This is a genomic window from Enterobacter sp. MGH 38, assembly GCF_000492855.1.
Classification (GTDB): Bacteria; Pseudomonadota; Gammaproteobacteria; order Enterobacterales; family Enterobacteriaceae; genus Enterobacter; species Enterobacter hormaechei_C.
Map to the genome: position 1 here is coordinate 288,117 of NZ_KI535608.1, position 16,706 is coordinate 304,822.

Below are 16,706 nucleotides of genomic sequence, written 5' to 3' on the forward strand. Positions count from 1 at the left end.
CTAATATTATCAGGGATGAAATACAGTGTTCAGACTTATCGTTCATGCGGCAGTGAGGGAGGAGATCCTCTCATTGCCTGCGGGTGTTTATCAAGAAGACGCAAAAAATGCCCTCTGCTGAACTCCGTCTGGCACTGAAACGACAACAGGAGATGTTGGATGAGCAAGAAGATTATTGACTGGGATGAACTCAGAGCTGAACTGTTAAGCGATTCAGAAGTTCAGGCTTCCTTTGATGCAGAAGAGCGCAAGGAACGCCTGCGGGAGATGCTGGCGCAATGGCGCAATCATGCTGGTCTGACGCGCGCCCAGGTGGCGGAGCGGATGGGCGTCAGCGCACCGACGGTATCACGAATGGAAGCAAATATTACCCGGGCGAGTCTCGATACATTAACGCGTTATGCGCTGGTGTGCGGGGTAAAGCATCCGCAGATAACGCTTTACTGAAAACGGGCACGCCGATAGCCGGCGTGCCAGAAGCGCTTAGCACTCAGTTACAATCGTGCTCAGCGGCAGGCGAGATTTCGGCAGCGTGGCGTTGAAATCTTCCACGCTGTGATGCCCGACCGGGACCACCACCAGGCTGGTGAAGCCTTTCTCTTTCAGGCCAAACTCTTCGTCGAGGATCGCGGCGTCAAACCCTTCGATGGGTACCGCATCCAGGCCCATCGCGGCCACGCCCAGCAGGAAGTTGCCGACGTTCAGGTAAACCTGCTTCGCCATCCACTGGTCGTCATCTTTCAGATCCACGCGGTGCATGTCGGCAAAATAGCAGCGGCCTTTGTGGTTCGCGGCTTTTGCTTCTGGCGTGTTGAAACGGCCATCGGCTTCTTCCTGATCGACAACGCGCTCAAGCCAGGCATCGTCCATCGCGGTTTTCGCGCAGAACACCACTACGTGAGAGGCATCCAGCATTTTGCGTTCGTTAAACACATAGGTGCCCGCCGCGGATTTTGCCACGCGCGCTTTACCCTCTTCAGTGCTGGCAACAATAAAGTGCCACGGCTGGGAGTTGGTGCTGGACGGGCTGTATTGCAGCAGCGTTTTGATTTTTTCCGCTTCTTCTGCGGTCAGTTTTTTGGCTGGGTCGAACGCCTTGGTAGAGTGGCGTTTCAGGGCGACAGAAATAATATCCATAACAACTCCTGGTGATGAAATTCGCCCGCGGGCGGGCGTGAAAGGAAAGCAGATTACCGCGCGAAGCGGGAAAAGATAAGTGCGATTCGAGCGCTTATTCTGTTCGTCTGAGACGAACAATCAGGCTGGGCGAATCCACTTCTGATCTTTTTTCGGCAGTTTATCAACGACCAGATTCCACGAATCCGTAATCAGGTCGGTGACCAGTTCAGGCGTGATGTCGTCCGTGCCATAAAGGGAGATCCAGTGTTTTTTATTCAGGTGGTAACCGGGCTCCACGCCACGGTAGATCTGCTGATTGAGCAGCGATTTTTCCGGATCGGATTTCAGGCTGACGTGGGCCCGACCGTGTGCGGTCGCCATCAGCATAAAAATTTTCCCGCCCACCTTAAACACGTCATACTCCGGGCCAAACGGCCAGCAATGTTCGGTAAAAGGCATCTCCAGCGCGACGCGTCTGGCATGTTCCTGCAAGGATTTACTGTCCATGGTTATCTTCCTCAGCAAGCCCGCGCCACATGGCTTCAAAGCCCAGCGCTTTAAAATCGACGGCACGGGACGGATCGCGGGCGGCAAACTCCATGGTGGTTTCAGCCAGCGATAAGAACATTGCATCACCGAAGGTCTTAAACTCGTCAGACATAAACACCGGGCGGATCGAACGACGACACAGTTCATGCAGTTCCGGGAACATGTCTTTCACCGCCTGCTCGGTTTCGGCGTTCAGCTTTTCACTGACGCCAATCTGACGGATAGCCGCATGCGCCAGGGGGTTACGAATGCCCCAGTCCACATAGCTGTTCCAGATATTGCGGGTATGCTCTTTTGGCTCGGTGATGGTGCGATCGAGATTCGCCAGCATGGTCTGGCAGAGATCCTGCTTCAGATGCAGGTAGAGGGCATTCAGCAGATCGTCTTTGGTAGCAAAGTAGCGAAACAGTGTCCCTTCAGCGACGCCCGCATTACGGGCAATTAACGCCGTTGAGGCGGCAATACCTGACTGCGCAAACGCAGCCGTTGCTGCTTCCAGTAAGGCCTGTTTTTTATCTTCACTCTTCGGACGTGCCACTAAATTTTTCCTCCCGTCAATTGTAAAAGCCCTGATTGAAACACGAGCCTTGATACGCTGCAACGCGGAATGTCAAAGATCGAAAACCTTCTTGACGGCGTAATCATCCTATCTATAATGAGTGCTTACTCACTCATAATCAAGTATCACCCGCGCAAACCATCGGATGGGGCGCGTAGGCGGGTCAGGAAATGAAAAAGCCTCTATTCATCTGCGTGGTGTTAGTCATGATTATTGCTTCAGCTGCCAGTTTACCGTTTGTACTGAATGCCGGATTTGGCCAGCCACCGCAGGGTGCGCAGCTCTCTGAAGTGGAAGCCTCTCCGCACTATCGCGACGGGCAATTCCATAACACGCTCCCTACGCCGGGCTTTACCGGGCAACAAAATATGCTGGTGGCGTGGTGGCAGTTCCTTACCCGTAAAACCGAAAACGCCCGTCCTGCGCAGCCGCTGCCGCTGGTGAAAACCGATCTGGCTAGCCTGTCGCCTGAACAGGACACGCTGGTGTGGCTCGGCCACTCCTCCTGGTATATGCAGCTGGCAGGGAAACGCATCCTGATCGATCCGGTTCTGAGTAGCTACGCCGCACCGTTCTCGTTTCTCAATAAAGCATTTGCGGGGGAGTACCCGTGGCGTGCGGAGAGCATGCCGGAGATCGACCTGCTGATTATCTCCCACGATCACTATGACCATCTGGATTACGCCACCATCAAGGCGCTGCTGCCGAAGGTTAAGCGCGTGGTCACGCCGCTGGGCGTGGGTTCGCATCTGCGCTACTGGGGGATGACCCCGGAGATAATCGACGAGCGGGACTGGAACCAATCGGTGCATATCAGCGATGCGCTGACGGTACATGTTCTGCCCGCGCGCCATTTTTCCGGGCGCGGCATTAAGCGTAACCAGACCCTGTGGGGGAGCTTTATGTTTGTCACCCCAGAGCGAAAGGTTTACTACAGCGGAGACTCCGGTTACGGCCCGCACTTCAAGGCTATTGGCGAGCAGTTTGGCGGAGTGGACTTAGCCATTATGGAAAACGGGCAGTACGACCAGGACTGGAAGTACATCCATATGCATCCGGCGGAAACGGCGCAGGCCTCGGCAGATCTCAATGCCAAAGCGGTCGTACCGGGACATAACGGGCGTTTTGTGCTGGCGAAACATACCTGGAACGATCCACTGATCCAGCTGGCGAAAGCCAGCAAGGATAAAAACTACCGGCTGCTGACGCCGGAGCTGGGCGAGCCCGTGCGGGTGAGTTATACCACGCAACAATTTCGCGAGTGGTGGGAATAATGTTTAAGCGAGAAGCAGAGGGGGAGAGCAGTATGACGATTTCCGCTCAGGTCATTGATACGATTGTCGAATGGATCGATGACAACCTACACCAGCCGTTACGCATCGAAGAGATTGCCCGCCATGCGGGTTACTCAAAATGGCATTTACAGCGGCTGTTTATGCAGTACAAAGGCGAAAGTCTGGGGCGCTACATCCGCGAACGCAAGCTGTTGATGGCGGCGCGCGATCTGCGTGAGTCAGACGAGCGCGTGTACGATATCTGCCTGCGCTACGGGTTTGACTCGCAGCAGACGTTTACCCGCATCTTTACCCGCACCTTCAACCAGCCGCCCGGTGCGTACCGCAAAGAAAACCACGGTCGGGCGCACTGAAAAACATCCCCTCACCCCGGCCCTCTCCCCAAAGGGGCGAGGGCGTAATCGTCCCCTCTCCCCTTTGGGGAGAGGGTTAGGGTGAGGGGATCAGACCGCACCATGCTTACCAGCTGTAATTCACCGTCGCCGTCACCGTCCGGCCAATCCCGTAGAAGCACGCCGTATCGCTTGCGCACGACGCCACATACTTTGTGTCTGCCACGTTATTGACGTTGAACTGCACGCTTGCCCCTTTCAGGCTGCGGTTCATCTCGCCCAGGTCGTAGCGCAGCATCGCGTCATACAGATCCACCGATGGCACCTTGAAGGTATTCTTCGCATCGCCGTAGCTGGTGCCGATGTAGCGCATCCCCACGCCAGCGGTCAGGCTCTTCAGCGCGCCGCCCGGAACGGTATAGCTGGCGAACGCCGATGCCATATGTGCCGGAATGCGTGCAGGCGTTTTGCCTTCAGTTCCCGCCACCGTGGTGCTTTCGGTTTCTGCATCGGTGTAAGTGTAGGAGCCAATCAGGTTGATGTTATCCATCAGCGTGGCGTGGATTTCCGCTTCAGCGCCTTTCGAACGCACCTTGCCCGCATTTTCGAACCAGCCTTCAGCGCTGTTATAGGTCGCGACGTTGTTCTGAGTTAAATCGTACAGCGCCAGGGTCATCAGCGTGGTGTCGACCGGCTGATATTTCACGCCAATCTCGGTCTGCTCCCCGGTAGTAGGCCTGAATGGCGCAACGCCCGGCGCACGGTTGGTTTGCAGGTTCGGTTCAAACGAGGTGCTGTAGCTGATGTACGGCGACAGGCCAGAATCAAACGCGTACAGCAGGCCAGTGCGCCAGGTAAATTTGCTGTCGTTCTGCTGCGTAACGCTGTTATCGGTGAAGTCGCTGGTACGCACTTCGCTCCAGTCGTAGCGCCCGGAAACCAGCCACTCCCAGTTATTCCAGCTCATCTGATCCTGAAGATACAGGCCCATCTGGTCGAGATTTTGCTGCTCGTCGGACGCCGTTTTGAAGGTACTTTCATCCACGTTCACGCCGTAAACCGGGTTTGTCCAGTCAAGGTCATACTGTGAGCCGCTCCCGCGCGCCAGCAGCTGTTTATCCTTGCTGGTCTTGTAATCAAACCCGCCGAGCAGGGTGTGGCTGACGCTTCCGGTCTCCAGCTGATATTCCAGCTGGTTATCAAGGCCAAATTCGTTGGTCGTGCGCGCTTCACGCTGGGCGCGACGGGTCAACACCGTGCTGTTGGCCGCGCTGTTGGCGTAAACCAGATAACGATATTTCTGCTTGATGGTGGCGTAACGGGCGTTCTGGCGGAAGGTGAGGTTGTCGGCGAACTGGTGTTCCAGCTCGTAGCCAATCATCGTCTGCTCGCGCCAGGATTGATTGTAATTCGGATCGCTGACGTTAAAATCGCGCGGGATGTACTTCCCGTCGGCACTTTTCACCGTGCCATACGCGGGCAGGAAGTTGCGGTATCCGGCATCCGGATCTTTCTGGTAGCTGGTCAGCAGCGTAAAGCGGGTCTGATCGTTCGGGTACCAGGTGATTGCCGGGGCGATCGCCATCCGCGTCTCTTTATAATCGTCCACTTGATTATGCTGCGTACGGGCGATACCGTTCACGCGATACAGCACGCGGCCGTCGTCGCTCAGCCTGCCGCCGAAATCAAACGCACCTTCGGCGAGATCGTTATTGCCGGTGCGGAACTGCACGTTGTGAATGGCCTCCGCCGTCGGGCGCTTGCTGGTCATGCTGATTAACCCGCCCGGATTGACCTGTCCAAACAGGACCGAGGCCGGGCCGCGCACCAGCTCCACGCGCTCCAGCAGCCACGGGTCAACTGTGCCCGTCTGTGATGAGGCCGTTGCGCCAAAGCTTAAGCCGTCGAGGAATTTCGGCACGTAGCTAAAGCCGCGCACAAACACCTCGTCGTTACGGTTAGACGAGCCCCGGTACTCGGTAAACACGCCCGCCGAGTAGCGCAGCGCCTGCGAAACGGAGGTGACGTCCTGCATGTTCATCTGATCGCGGGTGATCACCGATACCGACTGCGGCGTCTTCACGATCTCCGCGCTGGTCTTGGTGGCGGAGAGCGTTTTCGTCGCCACAATGCCTTTTACGGGCGCAGTGGGCTCTTCACTCACGCCCTGCGTCACCGTAATCGTTTCTTCTTTCGTTTCTGCCTGAGCCGCGACGCTGGTCGTCGCCAGACTCAGTAGCCAGAGCCGCATTATCTTATTATTTTTAAACATTTTTATTGAACGTCCTTGGTTGCTATCGCCATAAAATCACCGGTAAATCCCCGTTGATGATATTGCAAACTATTACCATTTGCATTAGCGTTGTTAACAAATTTCGTTGGGGAACAAGCGGTAATGAAGAGGGTATGGAGTGGGTTGCTGTTGGGGATCGGCGCGCTGCCCGCCGTGGCGGCAACGTGCGAGCAGACGTCCCGGCAGGGCGATATTCAGGGAAAGTTTGATGCCAGCGGCGAAGTCTGCTTCTCCCTGCCTGAACTGGGTGAAAACTACGTTTCCGCCACGCTGAATGGCGTGACGGATGCGCGCCTGCTTGATGGGCAAAACCGCCGCATCCGCACGCTGATCGAAAATGGTCCTGCGGACGGGGAACACACGCTGCTGTTTGCCCTGCCGGTGAAACAGAACACCTCGCTGGTGCTACACGGAGAAGCCGGTAAGCCGTGGCGTTTTCAGTGGCGGATGAAAGAGACCTCTCCGTTACCACGCGTGCAGATGCTGGCGCCTGAAAGCCCGACGCTGAAGGCGCTGGCAAGCGTCATTTCTGCCGGTGGAAGTACCGAGGCGTTCTGGCAGGCGCAGCGTCGACAGGGAACGCCGATGGTGGAGCCGGTAGATGCGAGCCATAAGCGCGTGACCTTTCTGTGGCGCGGCGCGCGGGATAACGTCTTCATTCTCGGCTCGCCGGCGGGGGATCACGATCCGCTGTTCCGCCTGGGCAACAGCGACGTCTGGTTCCGCAGCTATGTAGTCCCCGCTGATACGGTAATGCAGTACAAGCTCGCGCCCGATGTGCCGATCGTCGAGGGTTCCACACGCGATCAACGCCGCGCCATCCTGGTAAGCGCGCAGGCCGATCCGCTTAACCCGAATACCTTCGGGGAGCAGAAGACCGATCGCTGGAATCGCTTTTCTCTGCTCGATCTCAGCCCGGCGCGCTATTGCTCCGTTCAGGCCACGGCAAAGCCGCTGGTGCACGGGACGTTGAGCCGTCAGAGTTTTTCCAGCCACATCCTTGGCAACGCCCGCGACGTGATGATCTACCAACCGCGCGGCGCACAGCCTGCACGCTGGACGCTCATCCTTTTCGACGGACAGGTTTATCAGGACGAATACCATTTTGCCAACGTGCTGGACGGTCTGATTGCCCGGCATCACCTGCCGCCGATTAACGTGGTGTTTATCGACAGCCTCGATCACGCCCGTCGCGGCAACGAGCTGCCGCCGAACCCGGATTTTGCTGACTTTATGGCGCACGAGCTGCTGCCGTGGCTGCGGGGGAAGGGCATCGGCATGCAGCGGCAGAAAACCGTACTGGCAGGATCCAGCTACGGGGGAATTGCCTCTTCATGGGTGGCGCTGCGCTATCCGCGCCTGTTTGGCAACGTGCTGAGCCTTTCCGGTTCTTACTGGTGGGCGCCGGAAGGTGACGCCCCGGGCTGGCTGACGCGTCAGTACCAACAGTCTCCACCGTATCCGGTGCGCTTCTGGTTACAGGCCGGGAAGTTTGAAACCGCGGGGCCGGGCGGCGGCATCTATCGCACCACGCAGGATTTTGAACAGGTGCTGAGGAATAAAGGCTATCGCGTCAGCTTCCACCCCTCATCCAGCGGCCACGACTACGCGGCCTGGTGTGAAGCGCTGATCCACGGGATGCGCGATCTCACTGGCTTACGACGCCAGTGAAAACCAGCGGCGCCAGATGAAACGCAGGATAAAGAATTCGATGGCGCCGAGCACCAAAAACCACAGACAGAACAGAATGGTGTACAGCTGATTCAGATCGACCATATGAAAGGTCTGAACCAGCTTCTGCGCCAGCACCAGACCCAGCGACGGCGCAGGTAACAGCAGGCAGGAGAGCAGGGCCATCAGCAAAATTCCCCCTGCGGTGAGCAGCGATTCTAACGGGTGTTTCATCGTAATGTTAATCGTCAGTTAAAAATGTCATTGTCCGGCATCCTGAAACGTAAAGCAATATCATCCCCGCTGGCAAAATTGGGTGAAAGGCCACCGTTATTCTGCGAATTAATAACAGAAAACAAATAATATTTTCGGGGCGATTAAATTAATATCGCGTTATGTAAATAAACGTCTTTCTCACGAAAATAATTTTACAAAGCTATAGGTGCTATATCCAATTAACGTCGCAATAACAATGGCTGCGACAATGTATAACGCCAGACGCCGTCCGCGATAAATACCAAACATGCTTCCTCCTCGTTTAGTGTTGGTTTAGAAATATTTTGTAAAAATCAACGCGTCGAAATAATTTTAATCAGTTTTGAATAACCGGGTAGTCAATATATTGCGGTAGATCAATTTAACCCGCAAGACTTAAAAATGAATTATTTAAAGCCAGAAAGGAATTCCGGCTTCCGTCCACCGGATATTGAAGGAAAAATACCATGACCAAAAAAAATTTCTCGCAGAATATGCCACCCGCAGGCGGGCAGGCGTACCAGAAGACCGTAGAGCAGGTGCTTGCTCAGGCGCAGAGCCAGGCTAATGGCCTGGACCGCGCCGAGGCGCAGGCACGTTTGCAGAAACATGGCCCGAACGCGCTGCCGGAGAAAAAAGGCAAGCCGGGCTGGCTGCGTTTTCTCGCGCATTTTAACGATGTCCTGATTTACGTCCTGCTGGCAGCCGCCGTATTAACGGCAGTAATGGGACACTGGGTTGATACGCTGGTTATTCTGGGCGTGGCGGTAATCAATGCCTTAATTGGCCACATTCAGGAAAGTAACGCGGAAAAATCCCTGAAGAGTATTCGCAATATGCTCTCCAGCGAGGCGCGCGTTATTCGTAACGGCAACCATGAAACTATCCCGACGACGGAAATCGTCCCGGGCGATATTATTGTGTTGCGCGCAGGAGATCGTATTCCGGCGGATATGCGCTTAATCGAAGCGCATAATTTACGCGTGGAAGAGGCTATTCTGACCGGTGAATCCACCGTGGTGGATAAACACACGAACCCGCTGAGCGGCGAATTACCGCTGGGCGACCGTACGAACCTGGTCTTTTCCGGTACGACGGTCAGCGCGGGCGGCGGCGTGGGCGTGGTCATTGCCACGGGCCAGGAGACCGAACTCGGCCACATCAACCAGATGATGGCGGGCATTGAAAAACACCGCACCCCGCTGCTGGTGCAGATGGACAAGCTGGGCAAAGCGATCTTCGCCATCATTCTGGCGATGATGGCCGCGCTGTTTGTCTTCAGCCTGGTGTTCCGCGAGATCCCGATGGGCGAGCTGCTGCTCTCCCTGATTAGCCTGGCGGTCGCCTCCGTACCGGAAGGTCTGCCGGCAATTATCTCCATCATCCTCTCTCTGGGCGTGCAGGCGATGGCGCGCAAGCGGGCGATTATCCGCAAGCTGCCGACGGTTGAAACCCTGGGCGCGATGACCGTGGTCTGCTCGGATAAAACCGGCACCCTGACCATGAACGAGATGACGGTGAAAGCCATCATTACCGCCGACACCTGCTACCGCGTGGACGGCAACAGCTACGAGCCGGTGGGCAACATCTATCTCGAAGGCAGCGATGAGCCGGTGCAGATCCAGCCGGGCACCGTGCTGGAGCAGTACCTGCGCACCATCGACCTGTGTAACGACAGCCAGCTGATTCAGGACGAGCGCGGCCTGTGGGGCATCACCGGCGGCCCGACCGAGGGCGCGCTGAAGGTGCTGGCGGCCAAGGCCCACCTCGAGCCGGTCGTGACCACGCTGGTTAACAAGATCCCGTTCGACTCGCAGTACAAGTACATGAGCACCCACTACCAGATTGGCGGTGAGGAGCAGATCCTGATCACCGGCGCGCCGGACGTCATTTTCGCCCTCTGCGCGCAGCAGCAGACCCGTCACGGTGCAGAAGCCTTCAACCGCACGTACTGGGAAAGTGAGATGGAGCGCTATGCGCGTCAGGGGCTGCGCATGGTCGCCGCGGCGTTCAAGCCAGCGAACGGTGAGCAGGCATTGACTCACGACGATCTGAGCCACGGCCTGATCTTCCTCGGCATCGCCGGGATGATGGATCCGCCGCGTCCGGAAGCGATTGAGGCGATTAACGCCTGCCAGCAGGCGGGGATCCGCGTGAAGATGATCACCGGGGATCACCCGCAGACGGCGATGAGCATCGGCCAGATGCTGGGGATCACCAACAGCGAGCAGGCGGTTACCGGCTATCAGCTGGAGAAAATGGACGACGCCGAGCTGGCGGAAGCGGCGGTAAAATATGACATCTTCGCCCGTACCAGCCCGGAGCATAAGCTGCGCCTGGTGAAAGCGTTGCAGGATAAAGGCGAAATCGTCGGTATGACCGGTGACGGCGTGAACGACGCGCCGGCGCTGCGCCAGGCGGACGTGGGTATCGCGATGGGCATCAAAGGCACGGAAGTCACCAAAGAGGCGGCGGACATGGTCCTGACGGACGATAACTTCGCCACCATCGCCAGCGCGGTGAAAGAGGGGCGTCGCGTTTACGACAACCTGAAGAAGACCATTCTGTTCATCATGCCGACCAACCTGGCGCAGGGGCTACTGATTGTGATTGCGCTGCTGGCGGGGAACATCATTCCGCTGACGCCGGTGCTGATTCTGTGGATGAACATGGCGACCTCCGCCACGCTCTCCTTCGGCCTGGCCTTTGAGGCCGCCGAGCGCAACATCATGCGCCGCCCGCCGCGCCAGACCGGGCAGCACGTGATGGATGCCTACGCCGTCTGGCGGGTGGCCTTCGTCGGCACCATGATTGCCATCGCCGCCTTTGCGCTTGAAGCCTGGCTGGCCCCGCGCGGGCACAGCGCGGAGTTCATCCGCACCGTGCTGCTCCAGATGCTGGTCTGCGCCCAGTGGGTGTACATGATTAACTGCCGCAATACCGAAGGGTTCTCCCTGAACCGCGGCCTGCTGGCGAACAAAGGGATCTGGCTGGTAACGGGCGTGCTGTTCCTGCTCCAGGCGGCGATCATCTACCTGCCGTTTATGCAGATGCTGTTCGGCACCGAAGCGCTGCCGCTGCGCTACTGGTTCGTGACGCTGGCGGTGGCGGGGGTGATGTTCTTCGTCGTCGAAATCGAGAAGCGACTGACCCGCAGGTTCCGTAAGGCTGCATAACTTTTTGCCCTCACCCTAACCCTCTCCCACAGGGAGAGGGAACCCTGACCTCCCTCTCCCTGTGGGAGAGGGCCGGGGTGAGGGAAAACAACGCCGAGGTACTTCTTAATGAAATTCCCACTCCTGTTCGCGCTCCTCGCCTGCACCCTGCAACCCGCATTCGCCGCAGTCATTCCCGTTCGCGTCGCCACCGTGGAGCAAACCGCCCACGCCGCCGAGCGCCAAATTCCGGGCCGCATTGAAGCTATCCACACCGTTGAACTGCGTGCACGTACGGAAGGCGTCATCACCAGAATCCACTTCCGCGACGGCCAGTATGTGAAAAAAGGCGACGTGTTGTTCGAACTGGACGACGCCGAGCCGCGCGCCGCCCTGCGTCTGGCGCAGGCCGAAGTGAGAAGCGCCGAAGCCACGCTGCGTCAGGCGCAGCAGCAGCTGTCCCGCTTCGAAAGCCTTGGCAGCAGCAACGCCATCAGCCGCCACGACGTGGACAACGCCCGCATGCAGCGCGACGTGGCGAGCGCCGCGCTGGAGCAGGCGAAAGCCCGTCTCGACACCCGCAGCGTCACTCTCGACTACACGCGCATTATTTCACCGATTGACGGGCGCGTGGGGCACAGCAACTTTCACGTCGGCAGCCTGGTGAATCCTGCCAGCGGTGTGCTGGTGGAGGTGGTGCAGCTCGATCCGATCCGCATCGCCTTTGCGCTGGAAGAGGGCGCGTTTGCCACCAAAGCCGGACAGCATGCGGATATCAGCGCCATGAAGCAGGCCTGGCAGGCGCTGATTGACAGCAACGGCCAGCGCATCAGCGGGGAACTCACCTCCGTGGACAACCGCATCGACCCGCGTACCGCCAGCGTGATGCTGCGCGCCGAGTTCGCCAACCCGCGCCATCAGCTGCTGCCCGGCGGCAATGTGAACGTTTACCTGCGTCCGGCAAGCGAGCTACCGGTGCTGACTCTGCCCGCCGCTGCCGTACAGCAGAATGGCGACGGGTTCTTCGCCTGGGTGATTAACGCCGAGGATAAAGCCGAAATGCGTCCGCTGAAGGTCGCCGGGCAGATCGGCCAGCAGTTCCAGATTGCCTCCGGCGTGAAGCCCGGTGAGCGAGCGATTACTGACGGTGCGCAGCGCGTGCAGCCAGGCGTTGCCGTCCAGATACTGAATTAAGGAGCCATCATGCTGACGTTTTTCATCAAACGCCCGCGCTTTGCGATGGTGATTGCGCTGGTCATCACCCTGCTGGGAGCCATCGCGCTGAGGATTATTCCGGTGGAGCAGTACCCGCAGATCACCCCGCCGGTCGTGAATGTGTCAGCGTCATGGCCGGGCGCCAGCTCGGCTGACGTGGCGGAGGCCATCGCCACACCGCTGGAAACGCAGCTGAACGGCGTGGATCACATGCTCTATATGGAGTCCACCAGTTCGGATGAGGGCTCTTACAGCCTGAACATCACCTTTGCGGCGGGCACCGATCCGGATCTCGCCGCCATCGATGTGCAGAACCGCGTGGCGCAGGCCGTGGCGCAGCTGCCGACCGAGGCGCAGCAAAACGGCGTGCAGGTGCGCAAGCGGGCCACCAACCTGATGATGGGGGTAAGCCTTTACTCACCGAACAACACCCACACGCCGCTGTTCGTCAGCAACTACGCCAGCACCCAGGTGCGCGAGGCGCTGTCGCGTCTGCCGGGCGTCGGGCAGGTACAGATGTTTGGCGCACGGGACTACAGCATGCGCATCTGGCTGAGGCCGGACCGCATGAACGCCCTGAACGTGACCAGCGATGACGTGGCGCAGGCGCTGCGCGAGCAGAACGTGCAGGGGGCGGCGGGCCAGGTCGGCACGCCGCCGGTGTTTAACGGCCAGCAGCAGACGCTGACCATTAACGGGCTGGGGCGCTTAAACCAGGCCGACGACTTTGCCAATATCATTATCCGCGCCGGGGAGATGGGGCAGCTGCTGCGCCTGAAGGACGTCGCCACCATCGAGCTTGGCTCGCGCAGCTACAGCTCTGGCGCGCAGCTGAACGGGCATGACTCCGCCTATTTGGGTATCTACCCGACGCCGTCCGCCAACGCCCTGCGCGTGGCCGATGCGGTGCGCGCGGAGCTGGAACGGTTATCCACGCGCTTCCCGGACGATCTGGTCTATGAAGTCAAATTCGACACCACCTCGTTTGTGGCCGCCACCATCAAAGAGATTGGCGTCTCGCTGGCGCTGACGATGCTGGCGGTGGTGGTCGTGGTGTCCCTGTTCCTGCAAAGCTGGCGCGCGACGCTGATTGTCGCCCTTGCCATTCCGGTGTCGCTGGTGGGCACCTTCGCGGTGCTCTATACGCTCGGCTACTCCGCCAATACGCTGAGCCTGTTCGCCATCATTCTGGCGCTGACCATGGTGGTGGATGACGCCATCGTGGTGGTGGAGAGCGTCGAAACCCTGATGGCGGAAGGGCAGAGCCGCACGGCGGCGACCGCGCTGGCGCTGCGCCAGATTGCCGGGCCAGTGATTGCCACCACGCTGGTGCTGCTGGCGGTGTTTGTACCGGTGGCGCTCCTGCCAGGGATCGTGGGCGAGCTGTACCGCCAGTTCGCGGTGACGCTCTCGACCGCCGTCACGCTCTCAAGCCTGGTGGCGCTGACCCTGACGCCCGCGCTCTGCGCGCTGCTGCTGCGCCCGCGACCGGCACAGCCCGCCGCCGTTTTCCGTGGGTTCAACCGCGGGCTGGACGCCACGCGCACGCTTTACACCCGGATCGTGAGCGTGTTCAACCTCCGTCCGTGGCTGGCGCTGCTGGCCACCGCAGGCGCGGCGGCGGTGGTGGTATTCAGCTTTATGTCGATGCCAAAGGGCTTCCTGCCCCAGGAGGATCAGGGCTACTTCTTCGCCAGCGTCCAACTGCCGGAGGCAGCCTCGCTGGAGCGCACCGAAGCGGTGATGACCACCGCGCGCGAGCTGATCGCTAAAAACCCGGCGGTAGAAGACGTGATTCAGGTCTCCGGGTTTAACATCCTCAACGGCACCAGCGCATCGAACGGCGGGTTTATCTCCATCATGCTCAAAGACTGGAGCGAGCGTCCGCCGCTGGATGAGGTGATGGGCACCCTTCAGCGACAGCTGCTGGCCCTGCCGGAAGCCACCATCATGACCTTTGCGCCGCCGACGCTGCCGGGGCTGGGCAACGCCTCCGGCTTCGACCTGCGCATTCAGGCGCAGGCGGGGCAAAGCCCGGCGGAGCTGGAGCGCGTGACGCGTGAGGTGCTGGCGAAAGCCAACCAGCACCCGCAGCTGAGCCGCGTGTTCACCACCTGGAGCAGCAACGTGCCGCAGATGACGCTCACCGTTGACCGCGAGCGCGCGGCCCGCCTCGACGTGCCGGTGTCACGCATCTTCAGCAGCCTGCAAACCGCCTTTGGCGGCACGCGCGCCGGGGATTTCAGCGTCAACAACCGCGTCTACCACGTAGTGATGCAGAACGAAATGCAGTGGCGCGAGCGCGCGGAGCAAATCAGCGAGCTGTTCGTGCGCAGCAACAGCGGCGAGCGGGTGCGTCTGAGCAACCTCGTCACCATCACGCCGACCGTCGGCGCGCCATTTATTCAGCAGTACAACCAGTTCCCGTCGGTATCGGTGAGCGGCTCGGCAGCGGAAGGGGTGAGCAGCAGCACCGCAATGGCGGCGATGGGCGAGATTCTGGCGGAAAACCTGCCAGCCGGGTACGACTACGCCTGGAGCGGCATGTCGTATCAGGAGCAGCAGACCGGCAATCAGGCGATATGGATCGTGCTGGCGGCGGTGGTGATGGCGTGGCTGTTCCTCGTCGCCCAGTATGAGAGCTGGACGCTGCCGGCGAGCGTGATGCTCTCGGTGCTGTTCGCCATCGGCGGGGCGCTGGTCTGGCTGTGGCTGGCGGGCTACGCCAACGACGTGTACGTGCAGATTGGTCTGGTGCTACTGATAGCCCTCGCCGCCAAGAACGCAATTCTTATCGTGGAGTTTGCCCGCGCCCGGCGCATGGACGGAATGGCGATTGTCGATGCCGCACGGGAGGGAGCATCGCGCCGCTTCCGCGCGGTAATGATGACCGCCGTGTCGTTCATTATCGGCGTCCTGCCGATGATGCTGGCGACCGGGGCGGGTGCCCAGAGCCGCCGCATCATCGGCACTACGGTCTTCAGCGGCATGCTGGTGGCGACCGTAGTGGGGATAGTGTTCATCCCGGCGCTGTTCGTGCTGTTCCAGCGCCTGCGCGAGTGGGGCCACGGCCTTACGGACTCGTCGCCCACAGCTCACAGTGCTTCTGCACCAGAGAAATCAGCGAGCCGCCATCGGCGATAAAGTCCCGCATGCGCTGCGCCTCGCTCTTGCCCTGCTTTAACAGCAGGGCAATTTCCTTGATTGCGCTTGTCGCGCCGAGCTTCTCGGCGGACGGCGCAACCTGCTCCAGCAGCCAGGCGATATCTTCCGCCACGGTTTTGTGCTCGCCGGTATGCACGTCTGTCAGAATGCCTTCCAGCCCGTAGCGACAGGCCTGAAAACGGTTAAAGCGATACAGCAGAAAATCCCGTTCCTGATGCTTATACGGCCGCGTGGTCAGCAGCCAGTGCGACGTCGCCTGAATAAGCCCGGCGATGTTAATCGCGTGGCCGAGCGTCAGCGGCGTATCCATTACCCGCACCTCCACGGTGCCAAAATGCGGGCTGGGGCGGATGTCCCAGTGCAGATCCTTAATGCTGTCGATCATGCTGGTGGAGCTCAAGCGGCGGAACAGCCCCTCGAACTCCTGCCAGCTGTTGACCCACGGCATCTGTCCGTTATCCGGGAAGCCCGAGAAGATGTTAAGACGCGATGAGGCGAACTTCGTGTCCGTGCCCTGCATATACGGTGATGCGGCGGCCAGGGCGATAAAGTGCGGCACAAAGCGCGACAGGCCGTGCAGCAGATAAATTGCGTCGTCCCCGGTCCGACAGCCGACGTGTACGTGCTGGCCGAACACCGTCGCCTGCAAAATCAGATAGCCAAAGCGCTCCAGCGTGACGTTATAGCGCTCGTCGTCACACACCTCCTGACGCTGCCACTTCTGGAACGGGTGCGTTCCGCCGCCGCAGATCTGGATGTGATGCTCCGCCGCCGCGCGCAGGATGCTCTGCTGCATCACCGAGAACTGCGCCGCTGCCTGGTCGATGGTCTGGCACACGCCGGTGGCGATTTCGAGCATGCTTTCGGTGATATCGTGTTTGACTTCGCCCCCTTTGATGTCGTCTTTGACGGCGGCGATGAGGGCAGAGGAGTCCTGGCTCAGATCGTAACCCGGCGGGTTAACCACCTGGAGTTCGAGCTCAATGCCGAGGGTATAAGGTTCAGAGGATTTGAAGTCGGGTAAGGGCATGGCGCACTCCGTTGTATGTTATGAGTTGAGTATAGACAATGGGCGTGGCGCGCTCTTTTCAGGGTGGT

General features: G+C 59.2%; 13 protein-coding genes. 7 read left to right on the plus strand and 6 right to left on the minus strand.

What is annotated here, in order from left to right; all coding sequences use genetic code 11:
• Positions 1-159 precede the first annotated feature (159 nt).
• Complete coding sequence (locus L384_RS09960) at positions 160-447, plus strand: helix-turn-helix domain-containing protein (protein ID WP_015571209.1); 288 nt, start codon at positions 160-162, stop codon at positions 445-447.
• A gap of 36 nt (positions 448-483) precedes the next feature.
• Here the strand turns inward: L384_RS09960 and nfsB are convergent, their stop codons facing one another.
• From nfsB to L384_RS09945, 3 genes are all read right to left on the minus strand, one after another.
• Complete coding sequence (nfsB, locus tag L384_RS09955) at positions 484-1,137, minus strand: oxygen-insensitive NAD(P)H nitroreductase (protein WP_023324270.1); 654 nt, start codon at positions 1,135-1,137, stop codon at positions 484-486.
• Positions 1,138-1,257: 120 nt separating this feature from the next.
• A complete protein-coding gene (locus L384_RS09950) occupies positions 1,258-1,626 on the minus strand; it encodes an MmcQ/YjbR family DNA-binding protein (RefSeq protein ID WP_003858883.1) in 369 nt (122 codons plus the stop codon).
• Positions 1,616-2,206 (minus strand): TetR/AcrR family transcriptional regulator, encoded by a 591-nt coding sequence (locus tag L384_RS09945; protein ID WP_003858882.1) that lies wholly within the window; start codon positions 2,204-2,206, stop codon positions 1,616-1,618. Before L384_RS09945 ends, L384_RS09950 begins: the two co-directional genes overlap by 11 nt.
• Before the next feature lie 191 nt (positions 2,207-2,397).
• On the opposite strand from L384_RS09945, the gene L384_RS09940 reads away from it, so the two are divergent.
• Positions 2,398-3,501, plus strand: a complete 1,104-nt coding sequence (locus tag L384_RS09940) for a RomA family MBL fold metallo-hydrolase (protein ID WP_023324271.1) — start codon at positions 2,398-2,400, stop codon at positions 3,499-3,501.
• A gap of 32 nt (positions 3,502-3,533) precedes the next feature.
• Positions 3,534-3,875 (plus strand): RamA family antibiotic efflux transcriptional regulator, encoded by a 342-nt coding sequence (locus L384_RS09935; protein WP_003858880.1) that lies wholly within the window; start codon positions 3,534-3,536, stop codon positions 3,873-3,875.
• Between the two features lie 106 nt (positions 3,876-3,981).
• On the opposite strand, the gene L384_RS09930 is transcribed toward L384_RS09935, so the two are convergent.
• Positions 3,982-6,126 (minus strand): TonB-dependent siderophore receptor, encoded by a 2,145-nt coding sequence (locus L384_RS09930; protein ID WP_023324272.1) that lies wholly within the window; start codon positions 6,124-6,126, stop codon positions 3,982-3,984.
• Positions 6,127-6,249: 123 nt separating this feature from the next.
• Between L384_RS09930 and L384_RS09925 the strand changes: the two genes are divergently transcribed.
• Entirely contained in the window at positions 6,250-7,818 is a 1,569-nt protein-coding gene (locus tag L384_RS09925) for an alpha/beta hydrolase-fold protein (protein ID WP_023324273.1), read from the plus strand.
• On the opposite strand, the gene L384_RS09920 is transcribed toward L384_RS09925, so the two are convergent.
• Positions 7,804-8,052 carry a DUF1158 domain-containing protein gene (locus L384_RS09920; protein WP_003858875.1) on the minus strand — a complete coding sequence of 83 codons (249 nt, stop codon included), beginning with the start codon at positions 8,050-8,052 and terminating at the stop codon, positions 7,804-7,806. The two genes, L384_RS09925 and L384_RS09920, sit on opposite strands and share 15 nt — an antisense overlap.
• A 488-nt stretch (positions 8,053-8,540) precedes the next feature.
• Between L384_RS09920 and L384_RS09915 the strand changes: the two genes are divergently transcribed.
• From L384_RS09915 to L384_RS09905, 3 genes are all read left to right on the plus strand, one after another.
• Positions 8,541-11,249, plus strand: a complete 2,709-nt coding sequence (locus tag L384_RS09915; RefSeq protein WP_023324274.1) for a cation-transporting P-type ATPase — start codon at positions 8,541-8,543, stop codon at positions 11,247-11,249.
• 108 nt (positions 11,250-11,357) lie between these two features.
• Positions 11,358-12,422, plus strand: a complete 1,065-nt coding sequence (locus L384_RS09910; RefSeq protein WP_023324275.1) for an efflux RND transporter periplasmic adaptor subunit — start codon at positions 11,358-11,360, stop codon at positions 12,420-12,422.
• A 9-nt stretch (positions 12,423-12,431) separates the two neighbouring features.
• Positions 12,432-15,587: an efflux RND transporter permease subunit gene (locus L384_RS09905; RefSeq protein WP_023324276.1), complete on the plus strand. Its 3,156-nt coding sequence runs from the start codon at positions 12,432-12,434 to the stop codon at positions 15,585-15,587.
• On the opposite strand, the gene L384_RS09900 is transcribed toward L384_RS09905, so the two are convergent.
• Positions 15,517-16,638: a YbdK family carboxylate-amine ligase gene (locus tag L384_RS09900; protein ID WP_023324277.1), complete on the minus strand. Its 1,122-nt coding sequence runs from the start codon at positions 16,636-16,638 to the stop codon at positions 15,517-15,519. The two genes, L384_RS09905 and L384_RS09900, sit on opposite strands and share 71 nt — an antisense overlap.
• Between the last annotated feature and the right edge of the window lie 68 nt (positions 16,639-16,706).

Bases quoted from the DNA above. Each gene is read 5' to 3' on its own strand.
- L384_RS09925 (WP_023324273.1), top strand. From the start codon at position 6,250: ATGAAGAGGGTATGGAGTGGGTTGCTGTTGGGGATCGGCGCGCTGCCC.
- nfsB (WP_023324270.1), bottom strand. From the start codon at position 1,137: ATGGATATTATTTCTGTCGCCCTGAAACGCCACTCTACCAAGGCGTTC.
- L384_RS09910 (WP_023324275.1), top strand. From the start codon at position 11,358: ATGAAATTCCCACTCCTGTTCGCGCTCCTCGCCTGCACCCTGCAACCC.
- L384_RS09940 (WP_023324271.1), top strand. From the start codon at position 2,398: ATGAAAAAGCCTCTATTCATCTGCGTGGTGTTAGTCATGATTATTGCT.
- L384_RS09960 (WP_015571209.1), top strand. From the start codon at position 160: ATGAGCAAGAAGATTATTGACTGGGATGAACTCAGAGCTGAACTGTTA.
- L384_RS09900 (WP_023324277.1), bottom strand. From the start codon at position 16,638: ATGCCCTTACCCGACTTCAAATCCTCTGAACCTTATACCCTCGGCATT.
- L384_RS09930 (WP_023324272.1), bottom strand. From the start codon at position 6,126: ATGTTTAAAAATAATAAGATAATGCGGCTCTGGCTACTGAGTCTGGCG.
- L384_RS09915 (WP_023324274.1), top strand. From the start codon at position 8,541: ATGACCAAAAAAAATTTCTCGCAGAATATGCCACCCGCAGGCGGGCAG.
- L384_RS09905 (WP_023324276.1), top strand. From the start codon at position 12,432: ATGCTGACGTTTTTCATCAAACGCCCGCGCTTTGCGATGGTGATTGCG.
- L384_RS09935 (WP_003858880.1), top strand. From the start codon at position 3,534: ATGACGATTTCCGCTCAGGTCATTGATACGATTGTCGAATGGATCGAT.
- L384_RS09920 (WP_003858875.1), bottom strand. From the start codon at position 8,052: ATGAAACACCCGTTAGAATCGCTGCTCACCGCAGGGGGAATTTTGCTG.
- L384_RS09950 (WP_003858883.1), bottom strand. From the start codon at position 1,626: ATGGACAGTAAATCCTTGCAGGAACATGCCAGACGCGTCGCGCTGGAG.